General features: G+C 65.7%; 17 protein-coding genes and 2 pseudogenes. 11 read left to right on the forward strand and 8 right to left on the reverse strand.

Going from position 1 to position 16,736, the window contains the following annotated elements:
• The first annotated feature begins 47 nt into the window (after nucleotides 1-47).
• Together HBE63_RS03600 and HBE63_RS03605 are read left to right on the forward strand one after the other, a co-directional pair.
• Nucleotides 48-1,286 (forward strand): fatty acid desaturase, encoded by a 1,239-nt coding sequence (locus HBE63_RS03600; RefSeq protein WP_166903340.1) that lies wholly within the window; start codon nucleotides 48-50, stop codon nucleotides 1,284-1,286.
• 176 nt (nucleotides 1,287-1,462) lie between these two features.
• Nucleotides 1,463-1,885, forward strand: a complete 423-nt coding sequence (locus HBE63_RS03605; protein WP_166903342.1) for a hypothetical protein — start codon at nucleotides 1,463-1,465, stop codon at nucleotides 1,883-1,885.
• Nucleotides 1,886-1,889: 4 nt separating this feature from the next.
• On the opposite strand, the gene HBE63_RS03610 is transcribed toward HBE63_RS03605, so the two are convergent.
• The 3 genes from HBE63_RS03610 to aroA are packed head-to-tail and all read right to left on the reverse strand — an operon-like array spanning nucleotide 1,890 to nucleotide 5,021.
• Nucleotides 1,890-2,696 (reverse strand): SDR family oxidoreductase, encoded by an 807-nt coding sequence (locus HBE63_RS03610; protein ID WP_166903344.1) that lies wholly within the window; start codon nucleotides 2,694-2,696, stop codon nucleotides 1,890-1,892.
• Between the two features lie 36 nt (nucleotides 2,697-2,732).
• On the reverse strand, nucleotides 2,733-3,713 hold the full coding sequence (rsgA, locus tag HBE63_RS03615; protein ID WP_166903346.1) for a ribosome small subunit-dependent GTPase A: 981 nt from the start codon (nucleotides 3,711-3,713) through the stop codon (nucleotides 2,733-2,735).
• Nucleotides 3,714-3,719: 6 nt separating this feature from the next.
• A complete protein-coding gene (aroA, locus tag HBE63_RS03620; protein ID WP_166909326.1) occupies nucleotides 3,720-5,021 on the reverse strand; it encodes a 3-phosphoshikimate 1-carboxyvinyltransferase in 1,302 nt (433 codons plus the stop codon).
• A 66-nt stretch (nucleotides 5,022-5,087) separates the two neighbouring features.
• Between aroA and HBE63_RS03625 the strand changes: the two genes are divergently transcribed.
• From HBE63_RS03625 to HBE63_RS03640, 4 genes are read left to right on the forward strand one after another with little or no spacing between them, the layout of a single operon-like run.
• Nucleotides 5,088-5,882 (forward strand): SOS response-associated peptidase, encoded by a 795-nt coding sequence (locus HBE63_RS03625; protein WP_208301289.1) that lies wholly within the window; start codon nucleotides 5,088-5,090, stop codon nucleotides 5,880-5,882.
• Nucleotides 5,879-7,402 (forward strand): methyltransferase, encoded by a 1,524-nt coding sequence (locus HBE63_RS03630; RefSeq protein WP_371814910.1) that lies wholly within the window; start codon nucleotides 5,879-5,881, stop codon nucleotides 7,400-7,402. The genes HBE63_RS03625 and HBE63_RS03630 overlap by 4 nt, the downstream gene beginning before the upstream one ends.
• Before the next feature lie 42 nt (nucleotides 7,403-7,444).
• Nucleotides 7,445-8,035, forward strand: coding sequence for a TetR/AcrR family transcriptional regulator (locus HBE63_RS03635; protein ID WP_166903350.1), 591 nt, complete (start codon nucleotides 7,445-7,447; stop codon nucleotides 8,033-8,035).
• Complete coding sequence (locus tag HBE63_RS03640) at nucleotides 8,035-8,880, forward strand: enoyl-CoA hydratase/isomerase family protein (RefSeq protein ID WP_166903352.1); 846 nt, start codon at nucleotides 8,035-8,037, stop codon at nucleotides 8,878-8,880. Before HBE63_RS03635 ends, HBE63_RS03640 begins: the two co-directional genes overlap by 1 nt.
• A gap of 13 nt (nucleotides 8,881-8,893) precedes the next feature.
• On the opposite strand, the gene HBE63_RS03645 is transcribed toward HBE63_RS03640, so the two are convergent.
• Nucleotides 8,894-9,682 (reverse strand): class I SAM-dependent methyltransferase, encoded by a 789-nt coding sequence (locus tag HBE63_RS03645; RefSeq protein ID WP_166903354.1) that lies wholly within the window; start codon nucleotides 9,680-9,682, stop codon nucleotides 8,894-8,896.
• Nucleotides 9,683-9,999: 317 nt separating this feature from the next.
• Between HBE63_RS03645 and HBE63_RS03650 the strand changes: the two are divergent.
• The 4 genes and pseudogenes from HBE63_RS03650 to HBE63_RS03665 form a co-directional block, all read left to right on the forward strand.
• Nucleotides 10,000-10,335 (forward strand): annotated as a pseudogene (locus tag HBE63_RS03650) (SDR family oxidoreductase); the annotation flags it as partial.
• An 8-nt stretch (nucleotides 10,336-10,343) separates the two neighbouring features.
• The gene (locus HBE63_RS03655; protein WP_055111261.1) at nucleotides 10,344-11,627 is read left to right on the forward strand and encodes a MaoC family dehydratase N-terminal domain-containing protein; all 1,284 of its coding nucleotides are present in this window, start codon (nucleotides 10,344-10,346) and stop codon (nucleotides 11,625-11,627) included.
• A 9-nt stretch (nucleotides 11,628-11,636) separates the two neighbouring features.
• Nucleotides 11,637-12,779, forward strand: coding sequence for an acyl-CoA dehydrogenase family protein (locus HBE63_RS03660; RefSeq protein WP_166903356.1), 1,143 nt, complete (start codon nucleotides 11,637-11,639; stop codon nucleotides 12,777-12,779).
• Between the two features lie 22 nt (nucleotides 12,780-12,801).
• Complete coding sequence (locus HBE63_RS03665; protein ID WP_166903358.1) at nucleotides 12,802-13,557, forward strand: enoyl-CoA hydratase-related protein; 756 nt, start codon at nucleotides 12,802-12,804, stop codon at nucleotides 13,555-13,557.
• 279 nt (nucleotides 13,558-13,836) lie between these two features.
• On the opposite strand, the gene HBE63_RS03670 is transcribed toward HBE63_RS03665, so the two are convergent.
• From HBE63_RS03670 to HBE63_RS31815, 4 genes and pseudogenes are all read right to left on the reverse strand, one after another.
• Nucleotides 13,837-14,100, reverse strand: a complete 264-nt coding sequence (locus tag HBE63_RS03670; protein ID WP_055111256.1) for an enoyl-CoA hydratase/isomerase family protein — start codon at nucleotides 14,098-14,100, stop codon at nucleotides 13,837-13,839.
• A 51-nt stretch (nucleotides 14,101-14,151) separates the two neighbouring features.
• Nucleotides 14,152-14,790, reverse strand: a complete 639-nt coding sequence (locus HBE63_RS03675; protein ID WP_055111254.1) for an NAD(P)-dependent oxidoreductase — start codon at nucleotides 14,788-14,790, stop codon at nucleotides 14,152-14,154.
• A gap of 15 nt (nucleotides 14,791-14,805) precedes the next feature.
• Nucleotides 14,806-15,249 carry a TetR-like C-terminal domain-containing protein gene (locus tag HBE63_RS03680; RefSeq protein WP_243858484.1) on the reverse strand — a complete coding sequence of 148 codons (444 nt, stop codon included), beginning with the start codon at nucleotides 15,247-15,249 and terminating at the stop codon, nucleotides 14,806-14,808.
• A gap of 57 nt (nucleotides 15,250-15,306) precedes the next feature.
• Nucleotides 15,307-15,432 (reverse strand): annotated as a pseudogene (locus HBE63_RS31815) (TetR family transcriptional regulator); the annotation flags it as partial.
• A gap of 134 nt (nucleotides 15,433-15,566) precedes the next feature.
• Between HBE63_RS31815 and HBE63_RS03685 the strand changes: the two are divergent.
• Nucleotides 15,567-16,715: a phosphotransferase gene (locus HBE63_RS03685; RefSeq protein ID WP_055111249.1), complete on the forward strand. Its 1,149-nt coding sequence runs from the start codon at nucleotides 15,567-15,569 to the stop codon at nucleotides 16,713-16,715.
• Nucleotides 16,716-16,736: the final 21 nt, after the last annotated feature.

The raw sequence follows: 16,736 nt of genomic DNA on the forward strand, positions 1-16,736 counted from the left end.
CGGCATCGTAGGTTACGCTACCGTAGGTAAGCGAGAGGAGGCCGACGATGGCAATTACCGACGTTCCCGAGTTCGCGCATCTCACTGATGCCGACATTGAGAGTCTCGCCGTAGAACTAGATGCGATCCGGCAAGACATCGAAGACTCCCGCGGTGAGCGCGACGCGCGCTACATCCGTCGCACCATCGCCGGTCAGCGCGCCCTCGAGGTGGCGGGCCGCCTGATGCTGGCGGCAAGCTCGCGCCGCTCGGCGTGGTGGGCGGGCACTGTGACCCTGGGCGTGGCCAAGATCATCGAGAACATGGAGATCGGCCACAACGTCATGCACGGCCAGTGGGACTGGATGAACGATCCCGAGATTCACTCCTCGACGTGGGAGTGGGACATGAGCGGGGCGTCCAAGCACTGGCGGTTCACCCACAACTTCATGCACCACAAGTACACCAACATCCTCGGCATGGACGATGATGTGGGCTACGGCGTCATTCGCGTCACCCGCGATGCCAAGTGGAAGCCGTTCAACCTCTACGGCAACCTGCTGTTCAACACGCTGCTGGCGATCGGCTTCGAATGGGGCGTCGGGTTGCAGCACCTGGAGCTCGGCAAGATCTCCAAGGGGCGTGACGACCGAAAGGCCACGCTGGTCCGGGTTCGCGAGTTCGGGGTGAAGGCCGGCAACCAGCTCGCCAAGGACTACGTCGTCTGGCCCGCGCTGACCGCGCTGTCGCCCGGCGCGACCTTCAAGTCGACGCTCAAGGCCAACGCGGTGGCCAACGTCATCCGCAACGTCTGGGCCAACGCGGTGATCTTCTGTGGCCATTTCCCCGATGGCGCAGAGAAATTCACCAAGACCGACATGGTCGGTGAGAGCCGCGGCCAGTGGTACCTGCGCCAGATGCTGGGCAGCGCCAACTTCAACTCGGGTCCGGCCCTGGCCTTCATGAGCGGCAACCTGAGCTACCAGATCGAGCATCACCTGTTCCCGGATCTGCCGAGCAATCGGTACGCCGAGATCGGGGTCCGGGTGCGGGCGCTGTGCGACAAGTACGACCTGCCCTACACCACGGGGCCGTTCCTGGTGCAGTACGGGAAGACCTGGCGCACGATCGCCAAACTGTCGCTGCCGGACCGGTTCCTGCGGGACACCCGCGACAATGCGCCCGAGACGCGCAGCGAGCGGATGTTCGACGAACTCGACGGATATGGGGTTACCGATCCCCAGACCGGGCGTCGGCGTGGCCTGAAGACAGCCATCGAGACCGTGCGCGGTTGGCGCCGCCGCTGAACTGCTCGAATGTGAAGAAGGTGTCGAGAAATCGCTGATTTCTCGACACCTTCTTCACGTTGGGCGCTGTTGGGCTCGGATTCCAAGCAATTGCCCGACGCACTCCCAGGGTCCTCGCAGTCGTCGCTCATAACCTGTGGCCTCAACAGGTAGGCACCGCCGGATCGGAGTTCGGGATGAGGAAGCTACTTGCGGCTGCCATGGTGCTCGGCGCCTCGGCCGTCCCCGTGGGCGTGTTGGCCACCGGGATCGCCGCGGCCGACGACTACGCCGGGCAGAAATACTCCGACGTGCAGTCGGCGCTGTCCGACGCCGGGATGAAAGGTGTGGTCGCCGCTCGCTCGGGCGATTCCGAGGCCGACGACGACTGCGTGGTGACCCACTCGGAGAAGGCGCACTGGCACAAGGGTGACAATTTCTCGCCGGTCACCGACACCGTGCTGCTGGACCTGAACTGCAACGCCGGGGTGGCCACGGCCAAGACCCCGGGCAACTCGGCGGCCAGCCCCGAGGGGCGCGCAGCCATTGCGGAGGCCAAGCAGCAGGCCGAGCAGGAGCAGCAGCAGGCGGCGGCCGACCAGGCCAAGCCCAAGCACTGACCTCTCACATGTTGAGTTCCCACACCTTCGGCCAGTCCCTGCCCCGGAGCGCGGCGTCGATACCGCCGTCGACGAAGATGACGGACCCGACGAAGTAACTCGCCTCGGGGCTCAGCAGGAACGCCACCAGCGCGGCCACCTCTTCGGGCCGCCCGCCGCGCCCGGCGGGAATCGTCTGGAGGAACTGCTTCATCCCCTCACCGGTCAAGGGGTCCTTACGCCCCTCCTCGGTCATCGGAGTGTCGATGAGCCCAGGTGCGATCGCGTTGAGCCGGATGCCGTCGGCGATGTACTCCGCGGACTTGGTGCGGGCGTAGTACGCCAGGGCGGCCTTGGTGGCCGGGTAGGCCTGAAGCGCCGCGAAATCGCCGAAGGTGGATGCGACGGTGTTGGCGCCCACCTCATCACCGGCCAGGCAGGCGTCGGCCAATTCGACCGGCCAATTAGGTTGGCTGGTAGTCGAATTCGAGCTGATCAGTACCACCGAAGCGTTCTCGCGGCCGGCCAGCAGTGGGCGCAGGCCTTCGAGCAGCTCGATCGCGCCGAAGTAGTTGACGGCGATGAGCAGATGCGCCGGACGGCCGGTTGCAGCCGCCAGACCGGCGAACGGGACGAAACCGTCGATACCGCCGTCGGCCAGTTCGGTCACCTTGACGATCGCCTCCGCGCGTCCGTCCGGGGTGCTCAGGTCCACGTTCACGTCCGCGCCGCGCAGGTCGACGCCGATCACCCGATGCCCGTCGGATTCCAGCCGTTTCTTGGTTGCCGCCCCAAGCCCTGAGGCGCTGCCGGTGAGAACGTAAGTAGCCACGTTCAGCGACCATAGTCGCTGAGACGTCAGGGCAGGTCAGGCTTCGCGTAGAGCGGTCAGCAGGTGTCGGGTCGCCGCGACGCGGCCCGCTGCCGGCCCGGTCAGGCTGTCCAGTGCACATTCGGGATCGGCGGGCGGGCCCATATGGCCGCAGCCGCGCGGACAGTCCTCGATGGTGTCGGCCAGATCCGAGAACGCCCTGATCACGTCGTCCGGTTGAATATGTGCCAGTCCAAAGGACCTGATCCCGGGGGTGTCGATCACCCAGCCCTGGCCGTCGAGCGGTATCGCCACCGACTGGGTGGACGTGTGCTTGCCCTTGCCCACCCCGGAAACCTCTCCGGTGGCCCGATCTGCCTCCGGGACAAGACGATTCACCAGCGTGGACTTGCCCACGCCGGAATGCCCGAGGAACACGGTGACCTGATCGGCCAGCAGCGGTGCGACTGCGTCGAGCGGATCCTCGCGGCCTGCCGTGACGATGGTCAGGTCCAGATCCGCGAACTGCGCCGCGAACGGTTCGGGGGCGGCCAGATCGGATTTCGTCAGGCACAGCACCGGTGTCAGCCCGCCTGCATACGCGGCGATCAGCGCGCGTTCGACAAATCCGGTACGCGGCGGCGGGTCGGCCAGCGCCACCACGATCAACAGCTGATCGGCGTTGGCGACCACCACCCGTTCGGTCGGATCGGTGTCATCGGCGGTGCGGCGCAACACCGTTCGACGCTCACCACGACGCACGATCCGGGCCAGGGTATCCGGCCGGCCGGACAGATCGCCGACGATGTCGACGTCGTCGCCAACCACGATCGGGGTGCGGCCCAGTTCACGGGCCCGCATCGCGACCACGTGGTGATGCGGATCGCGGTCGAGGGCGCAGCCCCACCGGCCGCGGTCGACGGTCACCACCATCGCGGACTGGGCGTCGGCATGGTCGGGGCGGATCTTGGTGCGCGGACGGGTCCCGCGGCCCGGCCTGATCCGGACATCGGACTCGTCGTATTCCCGCGCTCCCAAGGTGGTTTACTTCCCCCTCGCGGGCGGGTCGCCCGCCAGCATCCGCTCCCACATGAGCGGGAACTCGGGCAGGGTCTTGGCCGTGGTCTCGATGTTCTCCACCTGTACGCCGGGCACCCGCAGGCCGATGATCGCTCCGGCCGTGGCCATCCGGTGATCGGCGTAGGAACGCCAGGTTCCGCCGTGCAGCGGGCGCGCCGTGATGAGCAGGCCGTCCTCGGTCTCGGAGCAGTCGCCACCGAGTCCGTTGATCTCGGTGGTCAGTGCGGCCAGTCGATCGGTCTCATGTCCGCGCAGATGTGCGATGCCGCGCAGTCGTGACGTCGAGCCGACATCGGCCAGTGCGGCCAGCGCGGCCACTGTGGGAGCGAGCTCGCCGACGTCGTGCAGGTCGGCGTCAAACCCGCCGTAGCCTTCGGCGCCGCGGACCTCCAGATATGAATCACGTTGGTGAACAGCCGCATTCACCTTCGCCAGCAGGCCGAGGATGGTGTCGGCGGGTTGGATGCTGGCCGACGGCCAGTCGGCGATCCGCACCGTTCCGCCGGTGACGATGGCAGCGGCCAGAAAGGGCGTGGAATTCGACAGGTCGGGCTCGATATGCCAGGCCCGCGCGGCGATCGGCCCGGGGGAGACCCGCCAGCGGTTGGGGACCGAGTCATCGACCTGCACGCCGGCGTCGCGCAGCATCGCCACCGTCATCGCCACATGCGGGGCCGAGGGCACCGAGGTGCCGGTGTGCACGATGGTGAGCCCGTCGGTGAATGTCGCACCGGACAACAACAGTCCGGAAACGAACTGCGAGGACCCCGACGCGTCGATCTCGACGGTGCCGCCGGCCACAGCGCCCCGGCCGCGCACCGCGAACGGCAGCGCGTCTCCGTCGACGTCGACTCCCAGGCCGCGCAGCCCATTGAGCAGCGGTGAAATCGGTCGGGCCCGGGCCTGCTCGTCGCCGTCGAACGTGACCGACGCGGTGCCCAATGCGGCGATCGGAGGCACGAATCGCAGTACGGTACCGGCCAGTCCGCAGTCGACCCGCGCATCCGGGGCCGGCGCGATGCGGCCGCTGACCGTCAACGCGGTGTCGTCATGTTCGGCCGGTGTCACGCTGACGCCCAGGCTGCGGATGGCGTCGATCATCAGATCGGTGTCGCGGCTGCGCAACGCGCCGATGACCGTCGAGGGGCCCTGTGCGGTGGCCAGAGCGGCCAGCACGAGCGCGCGGTTGGTCAGAGACTTCGAACCGGGCACCGTCACCGTGGCGTCGACGGGGGTCGTGGCCGACGGAGCCGGCCAATGTGTCATCTGCTCCTCACGTGCGCTCACGCACTACATCCTGCCTTGTCCGCGGACTCTGCAACCATGGGCACTATGTGTGGACGTTTCGCGGTGACCACCGATCCTGCGCTGCTGGCGCAGAAAATACAGGCGCTCGATGAGACTGCAGCGAGCTCGGGCGACAAGGCCGACAAGGCCGACAAGGACGTGGCAGGCGCCAACTACAACGTGGCTCCCACGACGACCATCTCCAGCGTCGTCAAACGGCACACCGAACCCGAGGACGAATCGTCCCGCCGAGTCCGGTCGATGCGCTGGGGGCTGATCCCGCCGTGGGTGAAGACGGCCGAGGGCGGCGGTCCGGATACCAAGGGACCACTGCTGATCAATGCGCGCGCCGAGAAGGTCACCACCTCACCGGCTTTCCGCAACTCCGCCAAGAACAAGCGCTGTCTGATCCCGATGGACGGTTGGTACGAGTGGAAGCCCAACACCGAGGCGAGCGCAGCCGGCAAAAAGGTGGCCAAGACGCCGTACTACATGTACGGCGCCGACGGTGAGCTGCTGTTCATGGCGGGGCTGTGGACCACGTGGCGTCCGCAGGGTGCGCCCAGGGACCAGCCGCCGCTGCTCAGTTGCACGATCATCACCACCGACGCCGCCGGTCCGCTCGCCGAGATCCACGATCGGATGCCGCTGACCATCAGCGCACCGGACTGGGACCGCTGGATGGATCCCGACGCCCCCATCGACGAGGGGCTGCTGCGCGGTCACGGGGACCTGGACCGGATCGCCGTTCGTGAGGTGTCTCGACTGGTCAACAGTGTCCGCAACAACGGCCCCGAGCTCATCGAGCCGGCTGAGCCCGAGGAGATGGGGTTGTTTTGAGCGCGATTGACGGAGGTCTCGACGCCGGCCTTCTCGATGCGATCGGTGCCGACCTGCGATCGGCCGGATTCACCACCGACGGGGTGGCCGAGCTTCTGGGCGCTGACGCCAACGCCGCGCTGGGCCGGGGCGCGTGGTGGCCGGTCCTACGGGCCACCCATGCCGCTCCGGCCGACCGGCAGCGGTTGGCCGTACTGGTGCGCCTGCTGCTACTCGGAACCGAGGAGGCGCCCGAGCTCGTCGAGGCGGCGTTCCCGTCGACCAACCTGCAGACCCTGGCGGCGGGAGGTGTCCTGGAATCGGGCGGTGACAAGGTTCGGGCCGCCCTCGACATCCGCCCGCACAGCGACGGAACCCGGGATTTTTACGTGGTCTCCGATCAGGACGCCGCAGTGCGGCGCGGGCCGTTGCACCACGATCACGTGCTCGGGATCGGCGGGGCGTCGGTGTCATTGGCGCGCGCCGTCGCGCGTAATCCCGTCGGCCGCGCCCTCGATCTCGGAACCGGATGCGGTATTCAGGCACTGCATCTGGACGCACACTGCGACGAGATCGTCGCAACCGACACCAACGAGCGGGCACTGGCACTGGCCGCGATGACCGCGCGGCTCAACGGCATGTCGTGGGATCTGCGCCATGGCAGCCTGTTCGAGCCGGTGGCGGGCGAGCGTTTCGATCTGATTGTCTCCAATCCGCCGTTCGTGGTCGGCTCGGGTGCCCGCGACTACATCTACCGAGACTCCGGTCTGGCCGGAGATGCGTTGTGCCAGAGCCTTATCGAGCAGGTGGGTGATCATCTGCTGCCGGGTGGCACCGCGCACATCATGGCGAATTGGATCGTGCGTGACGGTGGAGAAGGCCGAGAAGGCTCAGATTGGCGGGATCGCGTCCGCGGCTGGCTGGCCGGCACCGGCCTGCATGCCTGGGTGGTGCAGCGTGAACTGGCCGACCCGGTCAGCTATGTGTCGCTGTGGCTGGCGGATGCAGGCGAGGACCTCGAACGGCAGGCTCAGCGGGGTGGGCAATGGCTCGACTGGTTCACCGAGCAGCGCATCGCCGGCGTCGGCATGGGCATGATCTCGCTGCGGGTCCCGCGTGACGGGGAACCGCCCGAGCAGATCCTCGAGGAGATCACCGGCGCCGACGAGGCGGTCACCGGAGCGGAGGTGGACGCGTTCTTCGCCCGGAGGGCCTACCTGCGCGACACCTCCGACGACGCGCTGCTGGCGGCCCGGCTCTGCACGGCGCCGGTCTTTCTGGAGGCACAGTCGCTGCCTGGACCGGAGGGCTGGCAGGAGGTCGGGGCCGCGGTGCGCCGCCCGGGTGGCCCGGCCGCAGTCATCGGGGTCGACGAGGTACTGCGGGCGCTGCTGGCGGGCTGCCGTGGGGAGGTGCCGTTGGGCACCTTGATCCAGCTGTTGGCCACTCATCACGGGGTGGACGCCGACGCGTTGGCGTCGGCCGCGCTGCCCGAGGTGCGTGAGGCGATCGGGCGCGGAATCCTGTATCAGGCAGAATGACAGCTCTTTAGAGGATTACTCGGTTTTGATAGAGTAATCCTCGTGGCGCCGTCAAAGGGTTGGGGCGCGCGGGACCGACTGCTGACGGTCGCGCGGCGACGGTTCGCGGCGGAGGGGACCATCGCCCCGACGCTGGATGAGGTGCGGCGTGAGGCCGAGGTGAGCGTCGGATCGCTCTACCATCACTTCCCTGACAAGCCGGCTCTGGCGGCGGCGGTCTACGCCCAGGTCATGGCCGAATATCAGAGTGGGTTCGTGGAGATGCTGCGCGGGCAGGCCACCGCCGAAGACGGAATCCGCGGCGGGGTACGGCATCACCTGAACTGGATCGCAGCGCACCGCGGCGAAGCCGTGCTCCTGCTGGGGGACAGGCTCGACAGCATCGCACTGCGGGCCGCCAATCAGGACTTCTTCGCAGCGATCCAAGACTGGTGGCGGCCGCACCGCGCCTACGGCGTGCTGGCGGCCATCCAGCCTGGTGTCACGGCCGCCCTGTGGTTCGGCCCTGCGCAGGAGTACGCCCGCCACTGGGTGGCCGGCGGTGTCGCCGAGATGGACAGCGAGGTCGTCGAGATATTCGCCGATGCGGCATGGAATGCATTGCATACCAAACGAATTGAGGAGAATTCCTGATGGACAAGCCCTTGTATCGCAGCATGGTGGCCGAAGGTGACGATCCGGCTGCGCCACAACGGATTCTGGTCGAGCGCAGCGCCGACCGCGCGGTGGTGACCCTCGATGAACCCGACCGGCTGAACGTCCTGTCCGCACCGCTGGTCCGGCAGTTGCGTCGGGCTCTGGAGGAGCTGGCGGCCGACAACGACATTCGTGCCGTGGTGTTGACGGGCGCCGATCCGGGTTTCAGCGCGGGCGGCGACCTGCGCATGATGCGTGCGGCCGTCGAGAATCGGTACCAGGCCGAGGGGACCGCGGACGTATGGCGCTGGATACGACGCGAATTCGGTGGTATCGCCCGACTCATCGCGGGTTCGGACACCGTCTTCGTGGCCGCCCTCAACGGTCCGGCCGCCGGTGTCGGGCTAGCCTGGGCGCTCACCTGTGATCTGACCATCGCCAGCGCGAAGGCCGTCATCGTGCCTGCCTTCGCCCGCCTCGGATTGATCCCGGAGGTCGGCACCAGCTGGGCGCTGACCCGCCGCCTCGGTTATCAGGGCGCGCTGGCCTACTACCTGAAAGGCGAGCACATCGACGCCGAAGCCGCGCAGCGGCTGGGCCTGGTGCATGAGGTCGTCGCCCATGGGCAACTGCTCGCGACCGCCGACGAATGGTGTTCGCGGGTGGCCGCGTTGCCGCCGCACGCGGTGGCGATGACGAAACCCCTGTTGCGTGCCGCGGCCGACGCCAGTTGGAACGACGCGCTCACGCTCGAAGAGTTCGCCGAACCAACCTGTTTCACCACCGCGGCTTTCGCCGACAGCGTCGAGACCATGCTGTCCGGTGGGACGCGTCCGCGCTAGAGCGCCCCGTCGTTCACGCCTTGCGGCGTGCCGTCACCACCGCATAGGGCGCGTCGAAGGCGACTCGGCCGTCGTCGTCGGTCTGTGCGCTCAGCGCCGCGGTGAACGCCCCGATCAGCCGGGTCCGCATCGTGTCATCCAGTCGGCTCAGCAGGTCGACATGCATCGGCGATTCGTCCGAGATGAATCGGACCGCTGATTCGACAGAGTCGAATTGCCATGTGTGTGAGCCGGTTTCGAAATGAACATCGTTGAATCCGGCACTGAGGCGCGAGTGTACGACATCGAGATCGCCCCACTGATCGGGCGAATAGGCCAACGCCGGCGGTTGACCCAGCGTTTCGACGATCGGGGTGAAGAACGGGCTGCCGGCCTGGTCACGGATCCAGGTGGAGAACGCGAATACCCCGCCCGGGGTCAACAGCCGAGTGACCTCGGTGACCAGGCCGGTGGGCTCGACGAAGATGATCCCCATGTTCGACACCACGGTGCCGAATTCGCCGTCGGGCAATCCGGTGTGGGCGGCGTCGGCGACCACCCACTGCACCGCGTCGGCTCCAGTTCGCCCCGAGGCGATGGCGATCAGCTCGGCGGTGAGGTCCACGCCGGTGACGTGGGCCCCGGCCTCGGCGGCGGCCAGTGCAGCGCTTCCGGTGCCGCACGCCAGGTCGACCAGAGTGGTGTCACGGACCGGCCGCACCCGGTCGGCCGTGGCGACGACCTCACCGGCGATGACGGCGATCTGTTCGGCGACGGCTTGATAGCGGCCGGCGGCCCAGTTGGTGGGTTGTGGGTCAGGCATGCCGACGAGCCTAGATGGGGTGTGCGGATATCCGGACGCTTCCCGGGCAGCGGACAGATGCTCGGAATATGAGCGAATCGCCTGCAAGCTGATCACCATCGAATTCGATTAGTACGGAGGGGGTTTGTCGAGTTCGGCGTTGAGCCGGCGTTCGGTGTTGATCCGTTGAGTGCGGGCTTGTTGGCGCGTTTGTTGGCGGAGCGGCATTTTGGTGTGCCGGCCGGTAGCGCTTGCCGGTGCCGGTGCTGTCTCTTTATACACACAACACTAGAGATCATGCCTAGTCTCGGGCGCTCGGAAATGAGTATAAGAGACAGGGCTACAGCTACGCCAAACAGCTCGTGGACTCGTACACCATGCAGCTGGCCGGACAACTGGCACCGCAATCCATCCGCGCCAACGTCGTTCACCCCACCAACTGCAACACCTCGATGCTCAACAGTGATCCGATGTACCGCCAGTTTCGGCCGGACCTCGAAACCCCGACCAGAGACGATGCCCTACTGGCGTTCCCCGCCATGCAGGCGATGCCCACGCCGTACGTCGAGCCGTCCGATATCTCGAACGCCGTTTGTTTCCTGGCCTCCGACGAGTCTCGCTACGTGACCGGCCTACAGCTCAAGGTCGACGCCGGCGCAATGCTGAAGTTTTAGGGGATCTGATGACCACTACCGAGAAGTCGGCCGCTGAAGAGGGCCGGATCACCGATGAGGATATCCAGCGGGCCAAGGCACAGATCGGGATACCGGTTTTTCAACGTGATGAGGCGTGGAACAAGCTGCCATCAGCGGATGCCATCACGCAGTTCGCGTTTGGCTGCGGGGATGACAATCCACTGTTTCACGATCCGGCATACGGAACCGGCACCCGCTGGCACGGGCAGATCGCCTCACCGACCTTCCCGATCTCCACGGGCCTGGACCAGACTCCGAAGTTCACCGATCCAGAGCGAAAGAAGTTGTTCCGCGGACTGTTCCGCGGCACGGGCAAGTACTACTCGGGAGTGAAGTGGACGTGGTACCGCCCGATCTACGCCGGACGCCCCGTGTTGGCGGAGAACTACACGCTGGACGTTCAGGTCAAGGAGAGCGAATTCTCCGGCGGGCGTTCGGTCAAGGAGACCTTCCGGTATCTCTACGTCGACATCGACGGCAATCCCGTCGCCACCCGCGACGAGTCCTATATCAACGCCGAGCGTCAGGGCTCCAAGAAGTCCGGCAAGCTCAAGAACATCGAACGCAAGCACTGGACGCCTGAGGAATTCGAACAGGTCGAGGCCGAGTACGAGGCAGAGGTGCGCCGGGGCGCCGACCCGCAGTGGTGGGAGGACGTGGCGGCCGGTGCCGAACTGCCTGGAATCATCAAGGGCCCGTTGACGGTTGTCGACATCATCTCGATGCACATGGGCTGGGGTTGGGGTGGATACGGTGTCGGACCACTGAAGTTTGCTCATCAGTTACGCAAGCGGATGCCGGCGTTCTACCAGCCCGACGAGTACGGCGTTCCCGACGTCGTGCAACGCCTGCACTGGGACGCGGCGCGCGCTCAGGCTCTCGGCATTCCGGCACCGTACGACTACGGCCAGATGCGAGCAGCGTGGGTCAGCCATCTGCTCACCAACTGGATCGGTGACGACGGCTGGCTGGCCGAGATGGATCTGCAGCTGCGCGGATTCAACTATCACGGTGACGTTCATCGGTTGACCGGCAAGGTCACTGCCAAGGGCGAGAGCGCGGGCGAAGCGGTGTCGTTGGACGTCTTCGCCACCAGCCAGCGCGACGAGGCCACCACTCGCGGTACCGCGAAGGTGTTGCTGCCGTCGAAGGAGACTGGCGCCGTGGTGTTACCGGTCCCCGATGCCGATCTCAGAAGGCGTGGAGCGCAGGTTGTCTCGCGAACATCAGGAAGGGTCGGCGGCGAGATGCGCCGACTGTATGGAGAGTGAGATAGGGCAATGAAGCGACTCGTTTTGGAGGCCGAGCACGAGGCGTTCCGGGACACCGTGCGCCAGTTCATCGAGCGTGAACTTGTGCCGAACGCCGAGAAGTGGGAGACCGACCGCATCGTCGACCGCCAGGCGTATACGGCTGCAGGCGAATATGGACTCATCGGGTTCAACATGCCCGAGGAATACGGCGGTGGAGGCGTCGACGATTTCAGGTTCAACGCCGTCATCGACGAAGAGATCGCCCGCTACGGCGGTCCGGCACCGTCGTTGAGCCTGCAGAACGACGTTGTCGGACCATATTTCTCGTCATTGGCCAACGATGAGCAGAAGAAGCGCTGGCTGCCGGGCATCATCAGCGGTGAGTTGATCGTCGCCGTGGCCATGACCGAGCCGGGCGCAGGCAGTGACTTGGCTGGTATCCGTACCTCGGCAGTTCGCGATGGTGACGACTGGATTGTCAACGGTTCGAAGACATTCATCTCGTCCGGGATCAACTGCGATCTGGTGGTGGTGGTGTGTCGTACCGATCCCGATGCCGGGCATAAGGGCTTCACCTTGCTCGTGGTCGAGGACGGGATGGACGGGTTCAGTCGTGGCCGCAAGCTGGACAAGATGGGTCTGCACTATCAGGACACCGCCGAACTCGTATTCTCCGACGTCCGGGTGCCTGCGGCCAACCTCCTGGGCAAAGAGGGGCGGGGCTTTTATCACCTGATGCACAACCTGCCTTCGGAGCGGTTGTCCATTGCTATTTCGGCCATCGGCGGTGCCCGCGAAACCTGGCGGCAGACGCTGCAATACGCCAAAGACCGCAAGGCTTTCGGGCAACCGATCGGCAGCTTCCAGCACAACCGTTTCCTGCTGGCCGAGATGGACACCGAACTCGAGATCGGCGAGCAGTACATAGACCGGTGTCTGCAAGCGGTGGTCGACGGTGAGTTGACCGCGGTCGAGGCCTCGAAAGCCAAGTGGTGGTGCACCGAGACCGCGAAAAAGGTGATCGATGGCTGTGTGCAGTTGCACGGCGGCTATGGCTACATGACCGAGTACCGGGTGGCCCGCGACTACCTGGACAACCGCATCATGACGATCTTCGGGGGCACCACTGAGATCATGAAGGACATCATCGGTCGCGACTTGGGATTGTGATCCTTCCGATGAATCGGTTGTCGTGAACGGTATTTCGGTCGACCACGAGGGTGCTGTCCAGCGGATTCTGCTGGATCGGCCGGAGAAACTCAACGCCGTCGACACCCCGATGCTCGACGAGTTGTCGGCCCGGCTTGCCGAAGCCGCGGCCGACGACTCGGTACGGGCGCTTCTGCTCACCGGAGCGGGGCGGGCGTTCTGCTCGGGCGGCGACTTGACCGGCGGTGACACCCACGGCGCCGCGCACGCCGCCAACCGGGTGGTTCAGGCGATCACGGCTCTGCCGAAACCGGTGGTCGCCGGAGTGCACGGCGCGGCGGCCGGCTTCGGCTGCCCGCTGGCGCTGGCCTGCGACCTGGTGGTGGCCTCGCCCGCGGCGTACTTCCAGTTGGCATTCAGCCGGGTCGGGTTGATGCCCGACGGCGGCGCCTGTGCGCTACTGCCGGACCTGATCGGGCGTGCCCGCGCGGCACGGATGGCAATGACCGCCGAACGGGTCGACGCTGCAACGGCATTCGAGTGGGGGATGATCTCACATCTGGCCGGCGCTGACGACTACGAGATAGTGCTGGAGGATGTGTTGCGGTCGGCAGCCGGTGGGCCGACATTGTCGTACGCCTGGACCAAGCGCGCGTTGGTTGCCGGGACGCTCGGCGAGCTGCGGCAGGTTCAGGCCATCGAGGCGGAAGGCCAGCTGGCCTTGGCCCACAGCTCAGATTTCCGCGAGGGTGTGCGGGCCTTTCGGGAACGGCGGAGCCCCGATTTCCGAGGTCGTTGAGCTCGATATCAATCTTTGCAACCCGTTGATCGCTAAACAGTTAACTGATTATCGCGATTCTGCTGTGGTGTGGGGCATTCGTGCGATACGTTGCGACCACAGTCATAGAAAGGTGGTCCAGTGGCCGGAGCGGCAGTGGCATTTCTCCTACTCCTACTGGGTATTGGTGCGATCGCGGGGGTTGTCGTGGCGACCGTGTTGGGTTACACCACAATCGCCATAGTCGTTGGGATCGTCTCAGGCGCCTTCTTCGCCGGCCGAGTGTGCTGAGCAGACGCATTAGCCACCGGACGCCTGTTCGCGGGGGAGCCGGCTCCGTTCCTGGAGTTCGGCCCTGAGTTCCTGCGTGTCAGAAGTGTGTTCCAGCACCGACATCAGGTCCGCCGACAGCTGAAGATGCTGACGCATACCCATTTGCTCCCAAGCCCGCACGAGCATGGTCTTCGTCGCCATCAGTGTGGACAGCGGGGCGCGAGCAATCTTGGCCGCCAACGCTTCCGTCACCGGTTCGAGCTCGTCGCGCGCGACGACGCGGTTGACCAAGGTCCGCCGCGGACAGGGTCTGTGCGGGTCATCCGCGTTACTTCCGTTGAGTTAGTTGCTGATTGCCGGTGCGGCCAGCGAGAACCTATCGTCGGTCAGCTGTGCGATGAGGAAGGCGGCGATGTCGGCCCGTGTCATCGCTGATCCGACCCTGTCACGGCCGAGAAAGCCTGCCCGGACAGTACCTTTCGGCTTTCCGTTCGTCGGCCGGGTGATCCGGGCGATGGTCCAGTTCAGCCCGGACTTGGTGATCGCCTGCGTCATCCCGGCGAGCTCGGTGAGGGCGTTGGGAAACATCGTCCCGGCCATGATCGGCAGGATCTTGGCTTTCAGCGTCGGCTGGTCCCGCTCGTCCGGGACCGACGGTGTCGCGAGTCCGATGTAACGACTGACGTTCTCGGCTGTCATGGCGGCAGCGATGTTCTTGGTTCCCTCAGTGATCGGCGTGCCCTTGGCGCCACGTTTGAGCGATGGCCCGAGGGCGCTGATCACTGCGTCGGCCCGGTGGATGGCCTGCCGAATGCGCTCGACGTCTGACAGTTCCCCGGTGACCGTGGTGAGTGCGCCATCGTTGATTTCGAGCTTGGCCGGGTTGCGAACGTATGCAGTGACCTTGTGGCCCGCGGCCAGTAGATCGGTAACGACGAAGCGGCCGATCTGGCCGGATCCGCCGAAAACAGTGATGTTCATGGCGATACCTCTAGGTTAGTCAGGGTCGGCGCCTGGTATCCGGGCGCCGATTCCGGTCAGGACGATGTCAATGAATGGTCGAACATGTTGGTGAGCATTAAGTTTCGCATCGTGATGACTCCCCGGCGCCAGGTTCATAACGTGCATCATGACACTTCCGAACAGGCACTCCGCGACATCGAGTGACGCCGCTTCCGTGGATATTTCACCCCGGCGCAGCGCGCGCTGGAAGATTGCTGTGGACGTCTCGATGAGTGGTTCCGTCACTCGGGCCCGGATACCGTCGAGTGTGGCAATGCCAGCGACCGCGTCCACCGTGATCCGCACCGCCGTCCAGCCGGACGGCTTGAGAAAGTATTCGAAAAGATCTGTGGCCCAAGCCGTAACGTCGTCGTAGAGGGTCCCGGTGTCGGTTCGATCGGCCAGGTGTGCAGCTCCGGCGACGACACTGTCGACCAACAGCTGTTCCTTGGACGACCACCGCAGATACAGTGACGACTTCCCGACGCCTGCCGACTGGGCGACCCCTCGCATCGAGAAACCCGACCAACCGTGCCGGGCGTATTCGTCAAGGGCGGCGGCCATGATGCGATCAGTGGCCAACGGGTCGCGGGGTCTACCGCGAGTCTCGTTGCCCTCCATCGGCCGTCCTTTCCTCGGTTTCGGCAGCTGGTTTCGGCAACTTTAGCCGCAGCGTCCCCGGAATGGGACTTGCGGACCGTAGTGGTCCGTTATAGCGTATGGCCTGCGTCACATTGGCTGAATCGAGGAAACACATGCATTCCGCAGCGAACCTTCGTGCCCTTGCTCAGATTGCCGCCTCGGTGCTGCCGCGGGTTCCGACGCGCGGGCCCTGGAAGTCCGCCGACGTCACCGCCACCTGGCTCACCGAGCACTTGGCGGAGGATGTGCAGGGTGCCGCCGTCCTGGCGGTGGCACCCCTGGACGGAACGACCGGAACGACGGATCGCCAGCGGATCGTGGTCGAGTGGAATGACGTAGGTAAGGAGGCCGGCCTGCCGGCGAACCTGTTCCTCAAGAGCTCACCGCTGTCGGCGAAGAACCGGGTGATGGTGGGCGCCCTGGACATGGCAGTCAACGAAGTGCACTTCTACAACGAGGCTGCCGCCTCCCTCAAGGGCGTGGTGCCCAAAGCCTGGTTCGCCTACGCGGGTATCGGTGCTCGGTTCCTCATCGTCCTGGAGGATATCGTCGCCGACGGCGGTCGACCTTATGCGCTGGCCGACCGCTGTGAAATCGCGCATGCCCGCGGTGTCATCGAGGCTTTCGCTGATCTGCACTCGCAGTTCTGGAACAGCCCCCGATTCAGCCGCGACCTGACCTGGGCGCGGACCTGGAGTGCCCGTCCGGGCTATGCCGTGCTCAAGCAGTTCTACTTGCGGGGCCGCGCCGGAGCGCTCAAGCTCGGCCGCCCAGAAGTGACTCCGGCCGTGCGGGCGGTTTCGCAGGCGCTGGACCGACACGCGGCTGCGTACTACCGCGAATTCGAGGCGGGTCCCTTGACTCTGCTGCATGGAGATTCCCATCTGGGCAACACGTTTTCGACGAGTGACGGCCGGTCCGGCCTGCTCGACTGGCAGGTTGTCTGGCAGGGCCCCGGCCTACGCGAAGTGTCCTACTGGATGACCACCGGCCTCGAGCCTGAAATGCGCCGCGCCCACGAGCGGGAACTACTCGAACGCTATCTCGACGGCCTGCGATCCGGCGGCGTCCCCGATGTGCCGCAATACGGCACGGCTTTCGAACGCTACCGGTTGTTCTCCGCAGAAGCCTGGGACGCCACGGCGATGACCATCAACTGGCCAGGACTGCAAGCCGAGGAGAACGCCGAGGCCGCCTGGCGCCGAGCGTGCGTGGCGGTCGAGGATCTCGACACCGCATCACTGCTGAACCGCCTCCGCTAACCCAGCACCACGACCAGTGAG

It is taken from the genome of Mycobacterium sp. DL440 (assembly GCF_011745145.1).
Lineage (GTDB): Bacteria > Actinomycetota > Actinomycetes > Mycobacteriales > Mycobacteriaceae > Mycobacterium.